The organism is Microbispora cellulosiformans, from assembly GCF_008728085.1.
GTDB lineage: Bacteria > Actinomycetota > Actinomycetes > Streptosporangiales > Streptosporangiaceae > Microbispora > Microbispora amethystogenes.
This window is the reverse complement of record NZ_VYTZ01000013.1, coordinates 42,452-62,738: the sequence shown is the minus strand read 5'-3', so window position 1 is coordinate 62,738 and position 20,287 is coordinate 42,452. Positions and strand designations below refer to the sequence as shown.

Here is a 20,287-nt window from a genome sequence, read left to right as displayed (position 1 = left end):
TCAGGGGGTGAGGCGGGTGGAGGCGACGAGGATGCCGTCCTCGTCGCTGTAGAGCCACTCGCCCGGGGCGAAGGTGACCTCACCGAAGGTCACCGGGACGTCGACCTCTCCGAGGCCGGTCTTGGCGCTCTTGCGGGGATTGGAACCAAGGGCCTTGACGCCGAGGTCCAGGCCGGTCAGCGCCGCCGTGTCGCGTACGGCGCCGTTGATGATGACGCCCGCCCAGCCGTGCTTCACGGCGGAGGCCGCGATCAGGTCGCCGAGCAGCGCCGTACGCAGCGACCCACCGCCGTCGACCACCAGCACCCTTCCCTCGCCCGGCGTCCCGAGGACCTGCCTGACCAGCGCGTTGTCCTCCAGGCAGCGGATGGTCGAGATCTGGCCGGAGAACCTGGGGCGCGAGCCGTACGAACGGAACTGGGTGAGGCAGCTGCGCAGCGCGTCGCCGTGGGTGTCGTAGTGAGCGTCGTAAAGGTCAGCGGTCGCGAAGCTCATGCGGGGAATTGTGCCAGCGCGCCTCGTCAGGGCAGTGTGCGGCTCTCACCGACCGCGAGGTCCCACAGGTCGCCCGGGTCGAGACCGCGCGACTCCCAGACGGCGCGGGCCTCGCGCACCGGTTCCAGGAGCGGCTCGCCGGACAGCACGAAGGTGCCCCAGTGCATCGTCGCCATCCGCCGGGCGCCCACGTCGAGGCACCCCTGTACGGCCTGCTCGGGATCGACGTGGGAGACCTTCATGAACCAGCGGGGATCGTAGGCCCCGACGGGCATGAGGGCGAGGTCGATACCCGGATAACGCTCACCGATCTGGGCGAACCGCTCCCCATAGGCCGTGTCGCCCGCGAAGTAGACCCGGTGCTCGGAGGAGGTGAGCACCCAGCCGCCCCATAGCGTCCGGCAGGTGTCCCACAACGTACGGCGGCTCCAGTGATGGGCCGGGACGAAGTCGAACGACACCTCGCCGAGGCGGGCCGACTCCCACCAGTCCAGTTCGGTCACGTTGTGGAAGCCCCGGCGCCGGAACCAGCCCGCGAGCCTGGCGGGCACGAAGACGGCCGTGTCTCGCGGCAGGCGGCGGATGGTCGGCGCGTCGAGGTGGTCGTAGTGGTTGTGGCTGATCACGACGGCGTCGATTCTGGGCAGGTCCGACCAGGCGACGCCGGGAGGAGTCAGCCGCTGGCGCACGCCGGGAATCTTCCGGGACCACACCGGGTCGGTCAGGACGGTCAGCCCGCCGATCTGCAGCACGAACGTCGCGTGGCCGACCCAGGTCACCATGGTCTCGGTCGCCGCGGCACGGGACAGTCCCACACGTTGGACAGGAATCTGGTCGCCGTCGCCGATGTCGGGCCTGAGCTGCCCGTGCCACATGACGCTCGTCACCTCGCGGAAGTCCGGGAGGGGAGCGGTCAGCCGGTCGGCGAAGCTCGACGGCCACCGGCGGGGAGTGGTGGCGGGCCGTACGACGACATCGGAAGAAACGGGAATTTCTGGGGCCTCAGGGCTCTCCGGCTGAATCGTCTGCGACATGGGGAACTCCCTTCCGCTCTCATGATCCCCACGAGAACGGAAATATTCCTCCTACGACCGGCGGATTCGATTCCCCCCTATCTCACTCTCCCCCACCAGGGACGCACCCGGGGATAGCCGCCGTCGTCGAGGCCGGCCATCCGTTCGAAGAGGTTCCACGAGCCCGGATGGCCGCAGAGGACGAACGAGACCGCCGAGGCGGCGAGATACAACACGACCATCGGCAGGCCGACGCAGACGGCGTACTGCGTGGCGTGGCGCGCCTCGTGGTCGAGCAGCGGGCCGCTGAGATAGCCCTCGCCGTGCTTGGTGAGGATCACGTTCCCGACTGTGAAGGCCCCGGCGACCGGGAACGGGATCCGGTAACCGTGCGCGTAGACGAGCCCCCGCTCCCCCCTGCACGTGCGCGCCCGGCCCAGCCTCGCGATCAGCAGGCCGAGAGGCGTGGAGAGGTTGGCGTAGTTGATGACCTGCCGGACCCGGTGCGACCGCCGCATCTCTTCAGAATCGGCGACTCCCGCGAACCGGGCAAGCTACACAGTCAAGCTACACAGTCAAGCTCAGGCCCGGTCGTACGACCGCAGCAGCCAGGAGCCGGTGGAGCGGGTCACGGCCACGGCGGCCGCGACGGCGAGGACGCCGCCGTAGAGATACCAGTAGCCGGCGGAGTTCCCGGCGATGGCGAGGTCACCGGCCCGCTGCGGCGTGGCCAGCACGAACGAGATGAGGAGCCAGCCGGCGGCCGGGACGAACGCGCCCAGCTTGCCGCCCATCATCCTGCCCATCGCGTACGGCAGGGCGAACAGCACTGCCAGCCACGCGATCGCGGCGATCGGCAGCCCGCCCAGGTACCACGCGTGCTGGAAACCGCCGACGACCCCCAGCACGAGCCCCAGCAGGAAGAGCATGCCGTAGGCCGCGCCGGCCACGGCTCCGGCCACAGGACCGGGCACAGGACCAGACACAGCGCCGGCCTCGACGCCGGGCGGCGTCTCCTCGGTCTCCTGGGTCACCACATCAACCTAGCCGATGCCGGCGAACAGGTCGCTCTCGCGGTTGTACGGCTCTCCGATGCCTCCCGCCTCGGGCGGCACCCCGAGGCCGGGCGGCCCGGGCACCCCCGCGCGCAGGATGTAGTGCTCGACCCCGAGGATCTGCTGGCCGATGTTGTTCGACAACGCGAACCAGGGCGCGTCGACCGCGATCTGGGTCGCGTGCGCCCGCATCGCGTCGATCTTCGCCTCGACGTACGGCCGGGCGTCGATCTCGGTCGTCACGTCCGCGTCAGGGCACGCCGGCAGGTCCTCGACCGAGTCGGGCACCCAGAAGTCGACGAGGGTCTCGCGCATCGTCTCCGCCGTCCGCCGCAGCACGGACCTGGGCATCGCGGTGCAGTAGAACTTGGCGACGCGCCACGGCCGCCCGCCGGGGTGCCCCGGGTCGGCGGCCAGCTCGAAGGCCCGCCGGGAGACGCGGTGCGCCTGGATGTGGTCGGGGTGGCCGTAGAAACCGTTCTCGTCGTAGGTGACGAGCACCTGCGGCCGGACCTCCCGGATCACCTTGACCAGCTCGGCCGCGGCCTCGTCGAGGCCGGCCCGCCAGAAGCAGCCGGGGCGGTCGTTGGCCGCCCCGCCCATCATTCCCGAGTCGCGCCAGCGGCCGGCGCCGCCGAGAAACCGGTGATCGGTGACGCCGAGCGCCTTGCACGCCGCCGCGAGCTCGCCGATGCGGTACGGGCCGAGGGTGTCGTCCCGGTCGGCGGCGTGGTGGGCGAGCTCCGGCGGGATGACCTCGCCCTCCTCGCCGAGGGTGCAGGTCACGAGCGTCACATGGGCGCCCTCGGCGGCGTACTTGGCCATGGTCGCGCCGGTGCCGATGGTCTCGTCGTCGGGGTGGGCGTGCACGAGCAGCAGACGGCGGTCAGTCATGCCTCCGAGGGTAGTGCCCTCCTGCTGGCAGTATGAGGAGCTATGACGGAGAGCTTCCCACGGTTGCATGCCAGGACCCGGCGGTTCACCCTCGGGGTGCCGCGCGGCTTCACGATCTCCCCCGACGGTCGTCGCGTGGTCTTCCTCAGGACGAGGTCGGGCACCGATCCGGTGACGTGCCTGTGGGAGCTGGACGTGCCGTCCGACGGCGCGACCGGCGCCGAGCGGCTGGTCGTCGACCCGCTCGCGCTCGGCGCGGCCGACGAGGACCTGCCCCCGGAGGAGCGCGCCCGCCGTGAGCGGTCGCGGGAGTCGGCGGGCGGCGTCGTGGCGTACGCCACCGATCGGGAGGTACGGCTCGCCGTCTTCGCGCTGTCGGGCGAGTTGTACCTCGCCGAACTCGCCACGGGCGAGGTGCGGCGGCTCCCGGCGGCGGGGCCGGTCATCGACCCCCGGCTCGACCCCACCGGCACGCGGGTGGCGTACGTGACGGGCGGCGCCCTGCACGTGCTGGAGATCGGCAGCGGGACAGACGCAGGGACCGGCACAGGAGCAGACAGCACGCTCGCCGAGCCGGAGAGCGACACCGTCACCTACGGCCTCGCGGAGTTCATCGCGGCCGAGGAGATGGACCGGATGCGCGGCTACTGGTGGTCTCCCTCGGGAGACCGCCTGCTCGTGGCCCGGGTGGACGAGGCGCCGGTCGCGCTCTGGCACATCGCCGACCCGGCCAACCCCTCCCGCGAGCCCGTCCCCCAGCGCTACCCGGCCGCCGGCACGTCCAACGCCGAGGTCACGCTGCTGGTCATCGGCCTGGACGGCACGCGTACGGAGGTGCCGTTCGATCAGGAGTACCTGGCGACGGCCGTGTGGGACACCCACGGCCTCGCGCTCGTGACGCTCTCGCGCGACCAGAGGAGCATGCGCCTGCTGTCGGCGGACCCGGACACGGGCGAGACGACGATCCTGCGTGAGGACACCGATCCGGCCTGGGTGGAGATCGTCCCCGGCGTGCCGGCGCGCCTGTCCGACGGGACGCTCGTCTGGGTGGCCGACGCCGACGGCGGGCGCCGGCTCGTGGTCGGCTCCGAGCCGGTCACGCCGGCGTCGCTGCAGGTCCGCGCGGTGCTCGACGTGGACGGCGACACCGTGCTCTTCCAGGCGAGCGGCGACTCCACCGAGATCCACCTGTGGACGTACCGCGACGGCACCCTCAGCCCGGTGACCACCGAACCGGGCGTCCATTCGGGCCGCCGGGCGGGCGGGACGACGCTCGTCATCCGGCAGAGCCTCGACACCGAGGGTGTGACGGTGTCAGTGAGATCAGCGCCGGTGGGAGGATCTTCGATCAGGTCGGTGGCGGAGCGGCCCGGGCTGGAGCCGCGGGTCTCGCTGGTCCGCGCGGGCGAGCGCGAACTGGCCGCGGCGGTCCTGCTGCCGTCCTGGCACGTGCCCGGCTCGGGCCCGCTGCCCGTCCTGATGGACCCGTACGGCGGGCCGCACGTGCAGCGGGTGCTGTCCGCCCGGCGGATGTTCCTGGAGTCCCAGTGGTGGGCCGAGCAGGGCTTCGCGGTGATCGTGGCCGACGGGCGGGGCACGCCCGGGCGCGGCCCGGCCTTCGAGCGGGAGATGCTGCGCGACTTCACGATCTCCCTGCAGGACCAGGTGGACGCCCTCCAGGGCGTGGCGGCCCTGCACCCGGGCGACCTCGACCTGTCGCGGGTGGCGATCAGGGGCTGGTCGTTCGGCGGCTACCTCGCCGCGCTCGCGGTGCTGCGCCGCCCGGACGTGTTCCACGCCGCCGTCGCGGGGGCGCCGGTCACCGACTGGCGGCTGTACGACACCTGCTACACCGAGCGCTACCTCGGCCACCCCGACGAGGGCCACTACGAGAGGTCGTCCCTCCTGGGCGACGCGGAGAAGATCGCCGGGAGTGAGACCGGGAAGCAGGAGCGCCCGCTGCTGCTGATCCACGGCCTGGCCGACGACAACGTGGTCGCCGCGCACACGCTGCGGCTGTCGTCGGCCCTGCTCGCGGCGGGCCGCCCGCACACCGTGCTGCCGCTGTCGGGCGTCACCCACATGACCCCGCAGGAGGTCGTCGCCGAGAACCTGCTGCTCCTGCAGCTCGACTTCCTGAAGAAGTCCCTCAACATCACCAGGTGAGCTACCGGGCGGTGCCGTGCCAGCTGTCCCACAGCGCGGCGTAGGCGCCGCCCGCCGCCACCAGTTCCTCGTGGGAGCCCAGCTCGCTGATCCGGCCGTCCTCCACGACGGCCACCCGGTCGGCGTCGTGCGCCGTGTACAGCCGGTGCGCGATGGCGATCACCGTACGACCCTCCAGCACGGCGGCGAGCGAGCGCTCCAGGTGGCGGGCGGCGCGCGGGTCGATCAGCGAGGTGGCCTCGTCCAGCACGAGCGTGTGCGGGTCGGCCAGGACCAGCCGCGCGAGCGCGAGCTGCTGCGCCTGGGCGGGCGAGATCGCCGTGCCGCCCGAGCCCACGGTCGTGTCCAGGCTCCGCGGCAGCGCGGCCACCCACTCCCAGGCGTCCACGGCCTCCAGGGCGCGGCGTACGTCCGGGTCGGCGGCGTCCGGGCGGGCGATCAGCAGGTTGTCGCGCAGCGTGCCCCGGAACACGTGGTGCTCCTGGGTGACCAGCGCGACGTGCCCGCGCAGCTCGCCGAGCGGCAGCTCGACCAGCGGGACCCCGCCGACGGTGACCGACCCGGTCCGTGGCCCGTGCACCCCGGCGAGCAGCCGGCCGAGCGTGGACTTGCCCGCACCGGACGGCCCGACCATGGCCAGCCGCTCCCCCTGGCGTACGTCGAGGTCGACGCCGTGCAGCACGTCGTGGCCGGGGCGGTAGGCGTACCGCACGGCACTGGCCTTCAGCTCCTCCCCCACCGGCCGGGCGGTCCCGGCCGCGCGGTCGTCGGGGACGCCGCCGACGCCGAGGAGCCGGGCCAGCGAGGCCGCGCCGACCTGCAGCTCGTCCGTCCACGACAGCAGCCGGTCGAGCGGGTCGATGAGCTGCTGGACGTACAACGTGGCGGTGGTCACCTGGGCCACCGACACCCAGCCCTCGATGTGGAACAGCCCGCCGACGAGCAGGGTCGCCACGATCGGGACGACGTAGCCGAACTCGACGGTGGGGAACCACACCATGCGCAGGCCGAGGGTGTAGCGCTCGGCCGCGAACGACCGGGCGATGTCCTGGTCGGTCCGCTGGTGGCGGCGGTCCCGCAGGCCCAGCGCCTCGATGGTGCGCGCGCCCTCGACCGTCTCGGCCAGGCCCTCGGTCATGTCGGCGTACGCCGCGTTCTCGCGCAGGTAGCCGTCCCTGGCGCGGGTGAGGTACCACTTCGTGGAGATCCACAGCAGCGGTACGGCGATCAGCGACGGCACCGCCATGAGCGGCCCGGCGAGGACCACGGCGCCGACGACGAAGGCCCCGGTCACGACCGCGATCAGGGTCTCCGGCACGGCGTGCCGCACGGAGCGCGACAGCGCGTCCACGTCCCGGGAGGTGCGGGTGAGCAGGTCACCGGCGCCGGCCCGCTCGACCGTCGACAGCGGCAGCGCGAGCACCCGGCCGACGAACTCCTCCCGCAGTTCGGCCAGGACCTTCTCGCCCAGCCGGGAGGAGGCGTACACCGCGAACCTGATCAGCACCGCCTGTGCGGCCACGAACGCGGCGATGGCCAGGGCGACGGCGTCGACGCGCAGGTCGGCCCTGCCCTCGGCGAGGCCCTCGACCAGGCCGCCGAGCATCCGGGGGGCGACCAGCCCCGCGGCGGCCGCGAGGGCGTGCAGGGCCAGCGCCAGGCCCAGCTCGCGTGGATACTTCAGCGTGAGCCGGCGGGCGTAGGCGCGCACCTGCGCCCGGTCGGCGACCGGCAGGATCTCACGGGCCATTGCCGAACCTCTCAGTCCTCTCCGCGGATGACGGCCGAGCGATAGCCGGGCGACGTGCCGAGCAGCGCACGGTGGCCGCCCTCGGCCCGCACCACGCCGCCCTCGACGTACAGCACGTGGTCGGCCCGGTCGAGCACGAGCGGGCTGGTCGTGCAGACGAGGGTCGTCCGGCCGGCCCGCGCCTTGCCCAGCCGCTCGGCGACGCGCGCCTCGGTGTGGGCGTCGACGGCGCTGGTCGGCTCGACCATGATCAGAATCTCGGGGTCGGCGAGCAGCGCCCGGGCCAGCCGCAGCCGCTGCTGCTGGCCGCCGGAGAACTCCCGGCCCGACTCGGCCACGTGCGCGTCGAGCCCTTCGGGCAGGGCCGCCACGATGTCCTCGGCACAGGCCGCGTACAGCGCCTGGCCGATCTCCTCGTCGCCGGCCGTGCCGCGCACGTCCAGTTCGTCGCGCAGCCGTCCGGAGAACAGCCGCGCGCCGTTGTCGGCGACCACGATGTGCTCCCTGACCTCGGCGAGCGGCAGGTCCGCCAGCGGCGCGCCGCCGAGCGTCACGTCGCCGGGGGCGAAGGCGCCCAAACGGTCGGCGACGGCGATCGCGTCCTCGGGCGAGGCCGCGGCGAGCGCGGTCAGCCGTCCGGGCCGGACCTCGACGCCCGACTCGCCGTCGCGAAGCGTGCCCTCTCCGGCGGAGAAGGGGGCGTCGCCACCGGTGATCTCGGGCTCCAGTGACAGGATCCGGCAGACCCGGCGGGCCGCCACGTGCCCCTTGGTGAGCTTGTCGGCGGCCTCGGTCAGCGTGCGCAGCGGCGCGATCAGGAAGACCGCGTAGCCGTAGAACGCCACGAGCTGGCCGGGGGTGATGCGGCCGTCGAGCGCGAAGTGCGCGCCGAGCCAGGTCACGCACGCGATCAGCACGCCCGGCAGCAGGATCTGGGCGCCTTCGAGCAGGGACTCCACCGAGGCCACCCGGACGCCGGCGTGGCGTACGCGCTGCGACTCCTCGCGGTAGCGCGCGGCGAAGACCTGCTCGCCGCCGACGCCCCGCAGCACCCGCAGGCCCGCCACGATGTCGGCGGCGCGGGTGGCGAGGTCGCCCTGCAGGTCGCGCTGCTCGTGCTGGCGCCGGTGCAGCGGCCTGAGCAGGGGACCCACGGCGGCCGCCATCAACGGCACGCCGATCAGCACGACCAGGCCGAGCGGGACCGAGGTGGCGATGAGGATCACCGTCACCGCGACGATCGAGACGGCCGCCCCGGCGCCGCGCAGGAGGATCTCCATCGCGTTGCCGATCTGCGCGATGTCGGAGTTGCCCACACTGACGACCTCGCCCGTGGACAGGCGCTTGGGCAGCGTCGCCCCCAGCCGCGCGGCCTGCCGCACGGTGACCTGCACCGTGCGGTACGCCGCCGACAGCCAGGTGAAGACGGCGAAGCGGTGGCGCAGCACACCGGTGACCGCCTGGAGCACGCCGAGCCCGAGCAGCACCGCCGACCAGGCGAGGAGCGTTCCCGAGTCCGCCGCGGTGACGGCGTCGATCGCCCGGCCGAGCGCGGACGGCACCAGGGCCTGGCCCAGCCACCACAGCACCGCCAGGCCCATTCCGGCCAGCAGCGGGGCGGCCTGGGCGCGCGCCACCCACCACAGGTACCGGAGGGGCCCGCGGGCGTCGGGAGTGCCGGGATCGGTCACAGGAAGAGAGCGCATGGCCGTTCCAGCCTCGCAAGATCGCAGGTCGGAGGGCAAATCGTTTTCCCGCCGGCCGCGCGGCCCGGTGCGCCCGACCGGCCGGTCAGTCGGTCGTGATCAGTCGGTCGTGATCAGTCGGCCACGGCTGCGAGCGCGTCGGGAAGGGTCTCGTAGATGGAGAAGGCGGCGTACAGGCCGGTCACCGTGAGGATCCTGCGGAAGGCGCCGCCCACCCCGGCCAGCTTCAGGAAGCCGCCCGCCTCGACGGCGCGGTCGTGCGTCTCCAGCAGCAGCCGCAGCCCCATGGAGTCGCAGAACCCGAGCCCGGTGGTGTCGAGGACGAGCCGGGTGTGGCCCTCGTCGAGCAGCTTGTCGAGCGCGGGGCGCAATCGTTCACCGGAGATCACGTCGAGCTCGCCGGTCAGGGTGACGAGAGTGTGCGTCGCCTCATGGCTCACCGTGACGGCAAGTCTCGTCGTCATCGCCTGTCCTCAGCCCGGAAAGATCTACAGAGAAGCTACACCTCTGAGCATCCCACGGCGACAGGGACAGGCAAGGCGGTGATGTTCACGACGCCTCACCCTCGATCGCTCACCACCGTCTTTCCGAACGGCACCGGCTCGGGCGCCGGGGCGAGCCGGATGACGTTCACGCCGGAATCGGCGAGGGCGCACAGGGCCGCCAGCCCCTGTTCCGCCGCGCTGTCCGGCCCGACCTGCATGAGGACGAGTTGCTGGCCGGGGGCGCTCTTGGCGGTGTAGAAGTCGTACTCGAACGCCAACTCGCCGGCCAGCCGATGCCGGAACCGTTTGGTGTCGTTCGTCCTCGGACGCAGGTCGTGCTGGCCCCGCAGGCGGCGGAACTCCTCGTTGTGCGCCGAGAGCTCCTGGACGAACCGCGGCAGGAGCGGATCGTGCGGATCCATCGCCGCGACCCCCCGTAGGTGCGCCGCCTTGAGATAGGCGGTCTTCTCCCAGTCCGCGTAGAACTGGAGGGCCTCGGGGTTGAGGAAGACCAGCCGGATCAGGTTGTCGTTGTGCTCCATCCCCGCGTAGAGCGCATCGGCCAGGCGGTTGGTCGCGAGCATGTTCATCCAGCGGTCGATGATGAACCCGGGTGTATGCGTCCACCCGCGCAGCACCCGCAGGAGGGTGGGCGCGGCCTCCTCCCGGTGATCCACGACCCGGTACACCTTCGGCAACGGGTGGGCGAGCGCGTGCAGATACTCGACGGCCTCGGCCTCGAGGCACATGACCCTGGCGATGGCGACGAGGACCTGGTCGGAGGGATTGCGTTCGCGCCCCTGTTCCAGCCGGGAGTAGTAGTCGGTGCTGATGCCCGCCAGGATGGCCACCTCCTCCCGGCGGAGCCCCGGGGTGCGGCGGTGACCGACCCGTGCCAGACCAACCTGCTCGACCGGCGTGGCCTCACGGCGCGCCCGCAGGAACTCTCCCAGGAGACGGTTGCGTTCCATACCTCCACACTAGGGTGCGTTTTCCCAGCTGAGGGGGAGTCTCGCACCAAGGTTGGGTGTGTCCTGGCAGGTGAGCGGTTGAACGCGGATTCTGGATACGTGAGGCCACCCGGCCTTCGAGGAGCGACCGACCATGTCTCCGGAACGACAACACCGCACGCTGCGACGGGTGAACGAGATCGCCCGGAGGCTGGACGCCGTCAACCGTGGCGAGAGCCGGGAAGAAATGCGTGGCGAAGGCGTGGGCCGGGTCCCCGAGCAGTACGGGTCCGGGCCGGTCTCCCGGCTCGGCCGCAGCGTCAACGGCGCCCTCGCGCGCCTCGACGAGGCGAACCGGCAGCTCAAGGAGCTGCGTGAGCGGCAGCGGCGGTGTGCCGCCGACGTCTCGCACGAACTGCGCACCCCGCTCACGGCGCTGCGCATGCGGCTGGAGGACGCGCAGTCGCATCCGGACGACACCAGCCTGCCGGCCCTGCTGGAGCAGACGCTCGGCGACGTCGACCGGCTGGAGGCGATCGTCACCGATCTGCTGCTGCTCACCAGGCTGCGCGCCGCCGAACCCGGGTCGATGATGCGACTGGACCTGGGCCGCCTCGTGCAGGAGGAGACCACCCTCCGGTCCTGGGAGTGCAGCGTCCGCCTGAGCCTCCGGCCGGGGGTCGTGGTCGAGGGGGCGGGGGACCTCGTCCGGCGCGCCCTGGTCAACCTGCTCGACAACGCGGTGCGGCATGCGAGGACCCGTGTCCGGGTGGAGGTCCGGCATGGGGAACACACCGGCGAGCTGATGGTCGCCGACGACGGGGACGGGATCCCCCAAGGGCAGTGGGAGCGGGTCTTCGATCCGTTCTACCGGCTGGACGCCGCCCGCAGCCGTGCGCAGGGCGGCACCGGCCTCGGCCTGACCATCGCCAAGGAGATCGCGGAAGCGCACGGCGGCGGCCTGCGGGTCAAGGAGTCGCCCACCCGCGGGGCGTTCTTCGTGCTGTGGCTTCCGCTCGCGAAGGGCGCCTGATCACGTCAGCGGTCGCCCGCGATCTCGTACAGGCCGCCCATCTCAGGGCCGCGGGGTTGCCGGGGACCCGCGTCCGACGCGCCGGCGAGCGCCTCCTCTACCGTCGGATGCTGCTCGAAGACGTTGCGCAGACCTGTGATCGTCAGTACTCGGCGCAGCACGCCCTGCACGCCGGTCAGGATCAGCCTGACGTTCGCGGCCTGACCCCGCTGGAGCGCGGAGATCAGCTCGCTCAGCCCCCGCGAGTCGCAGAACATCACCTCGGCGACGTCGATGACGAGAACGGAGGTTCTGGACGACTCCCAGACCTGCCGCAGCTCCTCCCGCAGCAGGTGGGCGGTGACGGCGTCCAGGTCTCCCTGCATGCGCACGACGAGGGCGTCGCCTCGCGCGACTGACGCGACTTTCAAGGTCGAACGGGGACCGGACACGGCCATGCACACTCCCTCGTCTGCGGGTTCACGGCAGACGTGTTACGCCAACACAAATCACACGTTACCCGGGAGCAGGGGAGGTTATGTGCCCGGACACCGGAAGTTGGGTCCCCAGAGCGGGTCGCGGCTAGCTTGAGGCCGACCTGAGGTAGTCGGCGTTCATCTGGGCGATGGTGTCGAACGGGATGCCCTTGGGGCACACGGCCGTGCACTCGCCGGTGTTGGTGCAGCCGCCGAAGCCCTCGGCGTCCATCTGCTCGACCATCGCCCTGGCTCGGGAGTCGCGCTCCGGCTGCCCCTGCGGCAGCAGGCCGAGGTGGGTGATCTTCGCGGCGGTGAACAGCGAGGCCGACCCGTTGGGGCAGGCCGCGACGCAGGCGCCGCAGCCGATGCAGGTCGCGGCGTCGAAGGCGGCGTCCGCGTCCTCCTTCGGCACCGGCATGGCGTGCGCGTCGGGCGCGGACCCGGCGGGGACGGAGACGAACCCGCCCGCCTGGATGATCCGGTCGAACGACGACCGGTCCACCACCAGGTCCTTGATCACCGGGAAGGGCGCGGCCCGCCACGGCTCGATGGTGATGACGGCGCCGTCCTCGAAGTGCCGCATGTGCAGCTGGCAGGTGGTGGTCGCGCGCTGCTCGCCGTGCGCCACCCCGTTGATGACCATGCCGCACATGCCGCAGATGCCCTCGCGGCAGTCGTGGTCGAAGGCGACCGGGTCGTCGCCCTCCAGGATCAGCCGCTCGTTCAGCACGTCGAGCATCTCCAGGAACGACATGTCCGGGGAGACGTCCTCGACCCGGTAGGTCACCATCCGCCCCTTGTCGGAGGAGCCGGACTGGCGCCAGATCTTCAGGGTCAGGTTCACTTGTAGCTCCGCTGGGTCATCTTCACGTACTCGTAGTCCAGCTCTTCCTTGTGCAGGACCGGGCCGTCGGGGGTCCACTCCCACGCGGCGACGTACGCGAAGTTCTCGTCGTCGCGCAGCGCCTCGCCGTCGGCGTCCTGGGACTCGGCCCGGAAGTGGCCGCCGCACGACTCGGTGCGGTGCAGGGCGTCGACGCACATCAGCTCGGCCAGCTCGAAGAAGTCGGCCACCCGGCCGGCCCGTTCGAGCGCCTGGTTGAGCCCTTCGGCGTCGCCCGGCACCTTGACGTTGTTCCAGAACTCCTCGCGCAGCTCGGGAATGCGCTCCAGCGCCTTGCGCAGCGACTCCTCGGTGCGCTCCATGCCGCAGTAGTCCCACATGATCCGGCCGAGCTCGCGGTGGTAGGAGTCGGCCGTACGGGTGCCGTTCACGGCGAGGAGCCTGTCGATCTTCTCCTGGACGGCCTTTCTGGCCTCCGCGACGTCGTCCTCCTCGACCGGCCCGAAGGCGCCGGCCCCGGCGAGGTAGTCGCCGATCGTCGTCGGCAGCACGAAGTAGCCGTCCGCGAGGCCCTGCATGAGGGCCGAGGCGCCCAGGCGGTTCGCTCCGTGGTCGGAGAAGTTGGCCTCGCCGATCACGAAGAGCCCGGGGATGGTCGACTGGAGGTCGTAGTCCACCCACAGCCCGCCCATCGTGTAGTGGACGGCCGGGTAGATGCGCATCGGGACCTCGTACGGGTTCTCGCCGGTGATGCGCTCGTACATCTCGAAGAGGTTGCCGTACTTCTTCTCGACGGCGTCGCGGCCGAGCCGGGCGATGGCGTCGGCGAAGTCGAGGTAGACGCCGAGACCGCCCGGGCCGACGCCGCGGCCCTCGTCGCAGACGTTCTTGGCGGCCCGGCTGGCGATGTCGCGCGGCACCAGGTTGCCGAACGCCGGGTAGATGCGCTCCAGGTAGTAGTCGCGCTCGTCCTCGGGGATGTCGGCGGGGGCCCGGTCGTCGCCCTTGCGCAGCGGCACCCAGACGCGGCCGTCGTTGCGCAGCGACTCCGACATCAGGGTCAGCTTCGACTGGTAGTCGCCGCTGACGGGGATGCAGGTCGGGTGGATCTGGGTGAAGCAGGGGTTGCCGAAGTACGCGCCCTTCTTGTGCGCCCGCCAGATCGCCGTGGTGTTGCAGCCCTTGGCGTTGGTGGACAGGAAGAACACGTTGCCGTAGCCGCCGGTGGCCAGCACGACCGCGTCGGCGAGGTGGGTCTCGATCTCGCCGGTGACCATGTCGCGGACCACGACGCCCCTGGCCCGCCCGCCGCTGACGACGATCTCCAGCATCTCGTGGCGGGTGTGCATCTCGACCGTGCCGGCCGCGATCTGCCGCTCCAGCGCCTGGTAGGCGCCGAGCAGCAGCTGCTGGCCCGTCTGGCCGCGGGCGTAGAAGGTGCGCGACACCTGGGCGCCGCCGAAGGAGCGGGTGTCGAGCAGGCCGCCGTACTCGCGGGCGAACGGCACGCCCTGCGCCACGGCCTGGTCGATGATGTTCACGCTGACCTGGGCGAGGCGGTAGACGTTCGACTCGCGGGCGCGGAAGTCGCCGCCCTTGACGGTGTCGTAGAACAGCCGGTAGACGCTGTCGCCGTCGCCGCGGTAGTTCTTGGCGGCGTTGATGCCGCCCTGCGCGGCGATCGAGTGGGCCCGCCGGGGCGAGTCCTGGTAGCAGAACGACTTGACCTTGTAGCCCAGCTCGCCGAGCGTCGCCGCGGCCGAGCCGCCGGCCAGTCCGGTGCCGACCACGATGACGGTCAGCTTGCGCTTGTTGGCCGGGTTGACCAGCTTCGCCTGGAAACGCCGGGTGTCCCAGCGGTCCTCGACGGGACCCGACGGCGCCTTGGTGTCCCGGATGGGCTCGCCGGTCCGGTACGCGCCGGGCTGGGACGCAGGCTGAGTCAGGGGCGGGGTGCTCTGCTCCTGCTGGGTGCGGCGGCGGAACTTCACTTGACCACTCCGATCATGATGCAGACGGGCGCCGCGACGAAGCCGACCACGAGCACCGCGGCGACCACGGCGGCGCCCGCCCTGAGCGCGTTCCGGACGCGGGGGCGGCGGGTGAGGCCGAGCGACTGGAACGCGCTCCACAGGCCGTGCCGCAGGTGAAGGCCGACCATGACCATGGCGACCAGGTAGAACAGTCCCACCCACCAGCGGCCGGGCTGGAAGCCGGCGATCATGCGGTCGTACGGCGTGGCGTCGCCGCCTCCGGGGTTCACGGTGCCGAAGGTCATGTCGAGCAGGTGCCAGATCACGAACAGCACGATGATCACGCCACCCCACCGCATGGTGTGCGTGGCGTATCCACTGGCCTGCGACTTCCGCTTGGCCGCGTACTTGACGGGCCGCGCCTTGGCCGCCCGGCGGGCGAGCGACACGGCCGCCCACATGTGCAGCGCGACGGCGAGCACGAGCACGATCTCGGTGATCGTCAGCAGGGTCCGGTCGGGCAGCGCGGGCGAGCCCACGGTGCGCAGCCAGTCGGCGTAGTGGTTGAAGGAGTCGGCGCCCAGGAAGATCTTGAGGTTGCCGAGCATGTGGCCGATCAGGAAGAGCACGAGCACGGCGCCCGTGACGGCCATGACGGCCTTCCTGCCGGCGGAGGTGCCGAACAGGCCGCGCCGGGCGGGCGTACGCGGGCCGGGGCGGGCCGGCTCGCGGGGCACGTCCCGCCGGGGAACGGGCGCGGTCGCCGAACCACGTCCCCCAGAGCTGTGATCCACAGAACCGTGATCGACAGAACCAGAGCCGTGGTCGACAGAGTGGTCAATGGTGGCAGTCACGTATCAAAACGCTAGGTTCGCTCTCTCGAGGCGTCCAAGTCATGGCGGTTCTGGTTTCGATAGCCGGGGGCTATGTTCTCTGCCCCGTACCGATGCCGGGCCGGGAGGCGCCGGGCAGGTGCGACGAAACTCACAATCCGGGGGCCGCATGGGATGGCCGGAGACCATAGCCGTAGGCTATTGAGCCGTGCAGCTCCAGCAACTGGCCTACTTCACGGCCGTGGCAGAGACGCGGCACTTCACCCAGGCCGCCGAGCGGATGCGGGTCGCCCAGCCGTCGCTGAGCAAGCAGATCAAGAGCCTTGAGGCGGAGCTGGGAGCCCCGCTGTTCAGCCGGGCGCGGGGGAACGTCACACTCACTCCGGCGGGTGAGGCGCTGCTCCCGCTCGCCCGCCGCATCCTGGCCGACGCCGACACGGCCCGGCGCGAGGTCGCCGAGCTCGCGGGGCTGCGGCGGGGGCGGGTCCGCCTCGGGGCGACCCCCTCGCTGTGCGCCGGGTTGCTGGCCGACGCGCTGGCCCGCTTCCACCGCGACTACCCTGGCGTGGAGTTGCGGGTCGAGGAGGGCGGGTCGCGCGACCTGGTGCGGGACCTCGCCCGGGGCCAGCTCGACCTGGCGCTGATCATCCTGCCGCTGCAGAGCAGCGATCCGTCCCTGGTCACCCAGGAGATCCTGAGCGAGAACCTCGTCGTGGCCTCCGGGGGCGACCGGGGGCGCAAGCCGTACATGCGGATCGAGGACCTGCGCGGACGGCCCCTGGTGATGTTCCGCCGGGGGTACGACGTGCGGGAGGCGACGCTCGCCGCCTGCCGTCAGGCGGGTTTCGAACCGCGCTTCGCGGTGGAGGGCGGGGAGATGGACGCGGTGCTGCGGTTCGTCGAGGCGGGGCTCGGCATCGCCGTGGTGCCGTCGATGGTGCTGGAGAACCGGCCGGGGCTGGTGGGCACGCCGCTGGTGCCGGGGCTCCGCCGTACGGTCGCCCTCGCCCACCGCAAGGACGTGGAGCCGACGCGGGCGGCGCAGGCCTTCCGTTCGACGCTACTGTCGTTCCTGAGCGAGGCCGCGCACGACGGGACCCTCGCCCCCGGAATCGAGGCGCTCGTCGCCATGTGAGTCGCCATGTGAGTAGCGGTGCGAGTAGGCATGCGAGTGGGCATGTGAGCCGCACCGCGCCTTCCCCTGACGCTAAGTTTGTCCCCACGCTGCTGCCGACGCTGACCGAGAGGCGTTCGTGACCCCCGTCCCACCTGACCTGCCCGATCCGCTGACGCTCCTGCTGATCGAGGACGACGCCGGCGACGCGTTCCTCGTCGAGGAGCTGCTGGCGGGCGCCGACAGGCCGCCGAAGATCACCTGGGCGCGGACGCTGTCCGAGGGGCGCGAGCGGCTGACCGACGACGTGCAGTGCGTGGTCGTCGACCTCTCCCTGCCCGACGCCACCGGGCTGGAGGCGCTGGAGCAGGTCATCGCCATGGCCCCCGACACCGCCGTGCTGGTGCTCACCGGCCTCGGCGACACGCACGCCGGCATCGAGGCGGTCGCCGCCGGCGCCCAGGACTTCCTGGTCAAGCAGGACGTCGACGCCCGCCTGCTGATCCGGGCGATCCGCTACGCGATCGAGCGCAAGCGCGCCGACCTCGCCATGCGCGAACTGCTCCAGGAACGCATCGTCAGCAAGGAGAACTCCCGGCTCGAACGCGGCCTGCTGCCCGTCCCGCTGCTCGATCCCACGCTGCTGCAGCACCAGGCCCGCTACCTTCCGGGCCGTACGGGCGGGCTGCTGGCGGGCGACTTCTGGGACACCGTGCAGACGCCCGACGGCGCGGTGCACGTGCTGATCGGCGACGTGTGCGGGCACGGGCCCGACGAGGCCGCGCTCGGCACGGCGCTGCGCATCGCCTGGCGCACGCTGGTCCTCGCCGGGCAGACCGGCAACGACGTGCTGCGGACGCTCGACACGCTGCTGCGGCACGAGCGCAAGTCTCCGGAGATCTTCACGACGATGTGCAGCGCGGCCATCAGCCCGGACCTGACCACCGCCCGCCTCCACGTCATCGGCCATCCGCCGCCGCTGCTGCTGCGCGACGGCGTGCTCGGGGTGGTCACCGAGACGCCGTCCGGCCCGCCGCTCGGGATCTTCCCGGACATCGAGTGGACGCCGATCGACGTCACGCTGGGCGACCGGTGGTCGCTGCTGCTCTACACCGACGGGCTGATCGAGGCCACGGTCGGCGAGAACCGGGACCTGCTCGGCACCGACGGGCTGGCGAACCTGATCCGCGCCCAGGCGGGGATCGACCTCGACCGCATCATCGCCAGTCTCGACGGCGCCATGCACGACGACGTCGCCGCCGTCCTCGTCTCCCGCGGCAAGGCGGGCCTGTCGGGTACCACGGGAGCCGGGGAGATCAGGGCATGACGACCACACCGGAGACGAGCACCGAAGAGACGAGCGAACCGGAGACGGACGCGCCACCGCCCCTCGCCGGGCCGCCCCCGCTCAGTCCTCCCCCGCTCACCCCGCCCGCGCTGGACTCCCGCCTGACCGTCAGCCGCTGGTTCCTGCTCACCGGCGCGGGCGTGCTGGTCGTCTTCCTGATCGCCCTCAGCGCGACCCTGCTCGCGCTCGTGCAGGCGCAGGACGCCCGGCAGACCCTCGTCGACGCGGTCGACCCGGCCGCCCTCCACACGCTGCGGGTGGCCACCGCCGTACAGGCGCAGGAGGGGGCGATCCGCGGGTTCGGGCTCACCGGGGAGCAGCAGTACCTCGACGCCTACCGCAAGGGCGTCTCCGACGAGCGGGCGGCGAAGGACGACATCGCCAGGCTCGTCCCCCGGCTGCCCCAGGGCTACGGCGTCCGCGGCCAGATCCTCGCGCTCACCCAGGCCACCGACGCCTGGAGGCGCGACTACGCCGAGCCCGTCGTCGCCAGGACGCTCGACCGGGGCCCCGGCTCGCTCGCCGACCTGGCGAGGCCCAACCTCCAGCGCTTCGCTGCCGTCAAGACCGCGCTCGACCGGCAGCAGGCGGCCCTGGGCCAGCTCCACGACACCGCGCGGGACCGGCTCTACTCCGCCTGGTCGACCATCTACGCGGCGATCGCGGTGCTGGGCGGCGCGATGGTGCTGGCCATCGTCGTCTGCGCGCTGATCGTGCGCCGCGCCGTCGTCGGCCCGGTCGCGCGGCTGACCCGGCAGGTCCGGGCGGTCGCCGGGGGCGACTTCGACCACGAGCTCGGCGTCGCCCGGCCGGCCGAGCTGTGGGAGCTGTCCGGTCACATCGACGGCATGCGCCGCCGGATCATGGCCGAGTGGCAGTCGTCCGTCGAGGCCCGCCAGCAGCTCGCGGACCAGGCCGAGGAGCTCCGGCGCTCCAACCGGGAGCTGGAGCAGTTCGCGTACGTCGCGAGCCACGACCTGCAGGAGCCGCTGCGCAAGGTGGCGAGCTTCACCCAGATGCTGGAGCAGCGTTACTCCGACCGGCTCGACGACCGCGCCCGGCAGTACATCGCCTTCGCGGTGGACGGCGCCCGGCGCATGCAGCTGCTCATCAACGACCTGCTCGACTTCTCCCGGGTCGGCCGGGTGAGCGACGAGCGGGCGGAGATGGACAGCGGCGACGCGCTGGCCGCCGCGCTGCGCAACCTCGACGCCCGGCTCACCGACACCGGGGCGACGGTCACGCACGACGACATGCCGAGGGTCCTCGGCAACCGGACCCTGCTCACCCAGCTCTTCCAGAACCTCGTCGGCAACGCGCTCAAGTTCCGCTCCGAGGAGCCGCCCCGCGTCCACATCGGCGTACGGCGGGACGGCGACATGTGGGAGTTCAGCTGCGCGGACAACGGGATCGGCGTCGAGCCGAAGTACGCCGACCGGATCTTCCTGATCTTCCAGCGGCTGCACTCGCGGGACGTCTATCCCGGTACGGGCATCGGGCTGGCCCTGTGCCGCAAGATTGTCGAATATCATGGCGGCCGGATCTGGCTCGACACCGGCGGGAACGCCGGGGCCACGTTCCGCTGGACGCTGCCGGCCCTGGGAGACCCCGATGAGTGAGTTCCGCCCGATCGAGGTTCTCCTGGTGGAGGACGACCCCGGCGACGTGCTGCTCTGCCAGGAGGCGTTCTCGCACAACAAGGTCGGCAACAACCTCCACGTGGTCCACGACGGGGAACAGGCGATGGCCTTCCTGCGCGGCGAGGGGCCGCACGGCTCGGCGCCGCGGCCCGACCTCGTGCTGCTCGACCTGAACCTGCCCCGGGTGAACGGCTTCGAGGTGCTGCAGGAGGTCAAGGCCGACCCCTCCCTGCGGAGCATCCCCGTGGTGATCCTGACCACTTCGGAGGCCGAGCAGGATATCCTTCGGGGATACAACCTGCACGCCAACGCGTACATCACGAAGCCCGTCGACTTCGAGCAGTTCACCCGAGTGGTGCGGCAGATCGACGAATTCTTCGTCACCGTGGTCAAACTGCCGGGGAAGTGACCGAGATCACAGCGGGGAGGAGTGACCCTCCTCACAGTTCGTGATGTGCTCGTCGTAATGTGTGCCCCACCAATAACGCGCACGGCCTGAGCAGCAGGGTCAGCACGGCCCGAGCAGCACG

19 protein-coding genes are annotated in these 20,287 nt (G+C 71.7%); 6 read left to right on the top strand and 13 right to left on the bottom strand.

What is annotated here, in order from left to right:
* From rraA to mshB, 5 genes are all read right to left on the bottom strand, one after another.
* On the bottom strand, positions 1 to 495 hold the full coding sequence (rraA, locus tag F5972_RS28955) for a ribonuclease E activity regulator RraA (RefSeq protein ID WP_150937896.1): 495 nt from the start codon (positions 493 to 495) through the stop codon (positions 1 to 3).
* A gap of 26 nt (positions 496 to 521) precedes the next feature.
* Positions 522 to 1,529: an MBL fold metallo-hydrolase gene (locus tag F5972_RS28950; protein WP_150937894.1), complete on the bottom strand. Its 1,008-nt coding sequence runs from the start codon at positions 1,527 to 1,529 to the stop codon at positions 522 to 524.
* A gap of 77 nt (positions 1,530 to 1,606) precedes the next feature.
* The gene (locus F5972_RS28945) at positions 1,607 to 2,026 is read right to left on the bottom strand and encodes a hypothetical protein (RefSeq protein ID WP_150937892.1); all 420 of its coding nucleotides are present in this window, start codon (positions 2,024 to 2,026) and stop codon (positions 1,607 to 1,609) included.
* Positions 2,027 to 2,089: 63 nt separating this feature from the next.
* The gene (locus F5972_RS28940) at positions 2,090 to 2,542 is read right to left on the bottom strand and encodes a DUF6113 family protein (protein WP_150937890.1); all 453 of its coding nucleotides are present in this window, start codon (positions 2,540 to 2,542) and stop codon (positions 2,090 to 2,092) included.
* 9 nt (positions 2,543 to 2,551) lie between these two features.
* Entirely contained in the window at positions 2,552 to 3,457 is a 906-nt protein-coding gene (gene mshB / locus F5972_RS28935) for an N-acetyl-1-D-myo-inositol-2-amino-2-deoxy-alpha-D-glucopyranoside deacetylase (RefSeq protein WP_150937888.1), read from the bottom strand.
* Between the two features lie 42 nt (positions 3,458 to 3,499).
* Here mshB and F5972_RS28930 point away from each other — a divergent pair, with 42 nt between their 5' ends.
* Positions 3,500 to 5,623: a prolyl oligopeptidase family serine peptidase gene (locus F5972_RS28930; protein ID WP_150937886.1), complete on the top strand. Its 2,124-nt coding sequence runs from the start codon at positions 3,500 to 3,502 to the stop codon at positions 5,621 to 5,623.
* Between the two features lies 1 nt (position 5,624).
* Here the strand turns inward: F5972_RS28930 and F5972_RS28925 are convergent, their stop codons facing one another.
* The 4 genes from F5972_RS28925 to F5972_RS28910 all read right to left on the bottom strand — a co-directional run bounded on the left by F5972_RS28925 (position 5,625) and on the right by F5972_RS28910 (position 10,535).
* Positions 5,625 to 7,373: an ABC transporter ATP-binding protein gene (locus F5972_RS28925; protein WP_150937884.1), complete on the bottom strand. Its 1,749-nt coding sequence runs from the start codon at positions 7,371 to 7,373 to the stop codon at positions 5,625 to 5,627.
* Positions 7,374 to 7,384: 11 nt separating this feature from the next.
* Positions 7,385 to 9,079 (bottom strand): ABC transporter ATP-binding protein, encoded by a 1,695-nt coding sequence (locus F5972_RS28920; protein ID WP_150937882.1) that lies wholly within the window; start codon positions 9,077 to 9,079, stop codon positions 7,385 to 7,387.
* A 113-nt stretch (positions 9,080 to 9,192) separates the two neighbouring features.
* A complete protein-coding gene (locus tag F5972_RS28915) occupies positions 9,193 to 9,543 on the bottom strand; it encodes an STAS domain-containing protein (protein ID WP_150937880.1) in 351 nt (116 codons plus the stop codon).
* A 95-nt stretch (positions 9,544 to 9,638) separates the two neighbouring features.
* Positions 9,639 to 10,535, bottom strand: a complete 897-nt coding sequence (locus F5972_RS28910; protein ID WP_150937878.1) for a helix-turn-helix domain-containing protein — start codon at positions 10,533 to 10,535, stop codon at positions 9,639 to 9,641.
* A 169-nt stretch (positions 10,536 to 10,704) separates the two neighbouring features.
* On the opposite strand from F5972_RS28910, the gene F5972_RS28905 reads away from it, so the two are divergent.
* The gene (locus F5972_RS28905; protein WP_191910361.1) at positions 10,705 to 11,547 is read left to right on the top strand and encodes a sensor histidine kinase; all 843 of its coding nucleotides are present in this window, start codon (positions 10,705 to 10,707) and stop codon (positions 11,545 to 11,547) included.
* 5 nt (positions 11,548 to 11,552) lie between these two features.
* Here F5972_RS28905 and F5972_RS28900 read toward each other — a convergent pair whose 3' ends face one another.
* From F5972_RS28900 to F5972_RS28885, 4 genes are all read right to left on the bottom strand, one after another.
* Positions 11,553 to 11,957: an STAS domain-containing protein gene (locus F5972_RS28900; protein ID WP_191910360.1), complete on the bottom strand. Its 405-nt coding sequence runs from the start codon at positions 11,955 to 11,957 to the stop codon at positions 11,553 to 11,555.
* 151 nt (positions 11,958 to 12,108) lie between these two features.
* A complete protein-coding gene (locus F5972_RS28895) occupies positions 12,109 to 12,849 on the bottom strand; it encodes a succinate dehydrogenase/fumarate reductase iron-sulfur subunit (protein ID WP_150937872.1) in 741 nt (246 codons plus the stop codon).
* A complete protein-coding gene (locus F5972_RS28890; protein ID WP_150938100.1) occupies positions 12,846 to 14,795 on the bottom strand; it encodes a fumarate reductase/succinate dehydrogenase flavoprotein subunit in 1,950 nt (649 codons plus the stop codon). Before F5972_RS28890 ends, F5972_RS28895 begins: the two co-directional genes overlap by 4 nt.
* Positions 14,796 to 14,836: 41 nt before the next feature.
* Positions 14,837 to 15,616, bottom strand: a complete 780-nt coding sequence (locus tag F5972_RS28885; protein ID WP_150937870.1) for a succinate dehydrogenase cytochrome b subunit — start codon at positions 15,614 to 15,616, stop codon at positions 14,837 to 14,839.
* A 247-nt stretch (positions 15,617 to 15,863) separates the two neighbouring features.
* Here F5972_RS28885 and F5972_RS28880 point away from each other — a divergent pair, with 247 nt between their 5' ends.
* From F5972_RS28880 to F5972_RS28865, 4 genes are all read left to right on the top strand, one after another.
* Positions 15,864 to 16,790: a LysR family transcriptional regulator gene (locus F5972_RS28880; protein WP_150937868.1), complete on the top strand. Its 927-nt coding sequence runs from the start codon at positions 15,864 to 15,866 to the stop codon at positions 16,788 to 16,790.
* A 118-nt stretch (positions 16,791 to 16,908) separates the two neighbouring features.
* On the top strand, positions 16,909 to 18,096 hold the full coding sequence (locus tag F5972_RS28875; protein WP_150937866.1) for a PP2C family protein-serine/threonine phosphatase: 1,188 nt from the start codon (positions 16,909 to 16,911) through the stop codon (positions 18,094 to 18,096).
* The gene (locus tag F5972_RS28870; RefSeq protein ID WP_150937864.1) at positions 18,093 to 19,736 is read left to right on the top strand and encodes a sensor histidine kinase; all 1,644 of its coding nucleotides are present in this window, start codon (positions 18,093 to 18,095) and stop codon (positions 19,734 to 19,736) included. Before F5972_RS28875 ends, F5972_RS28870 begins: the two co-directional genes overlap by 4 nt.
* A complete protein-coding gene (locus F5972_RS28865) occupies positions 19,729 to 20,166 on the top strand; it encodes a response regulator (RefSeq protein ID WP_150937862.1) in 438 nt (145 codons plus the stop codon). The genes F5972_RS28870 and F5972_RS28865 overlap by 8 nt, the downstream gene beginning before the upstream one ends.
* Positions 20,167 to 20,287 lie beyond the last annotated feature (121 nt).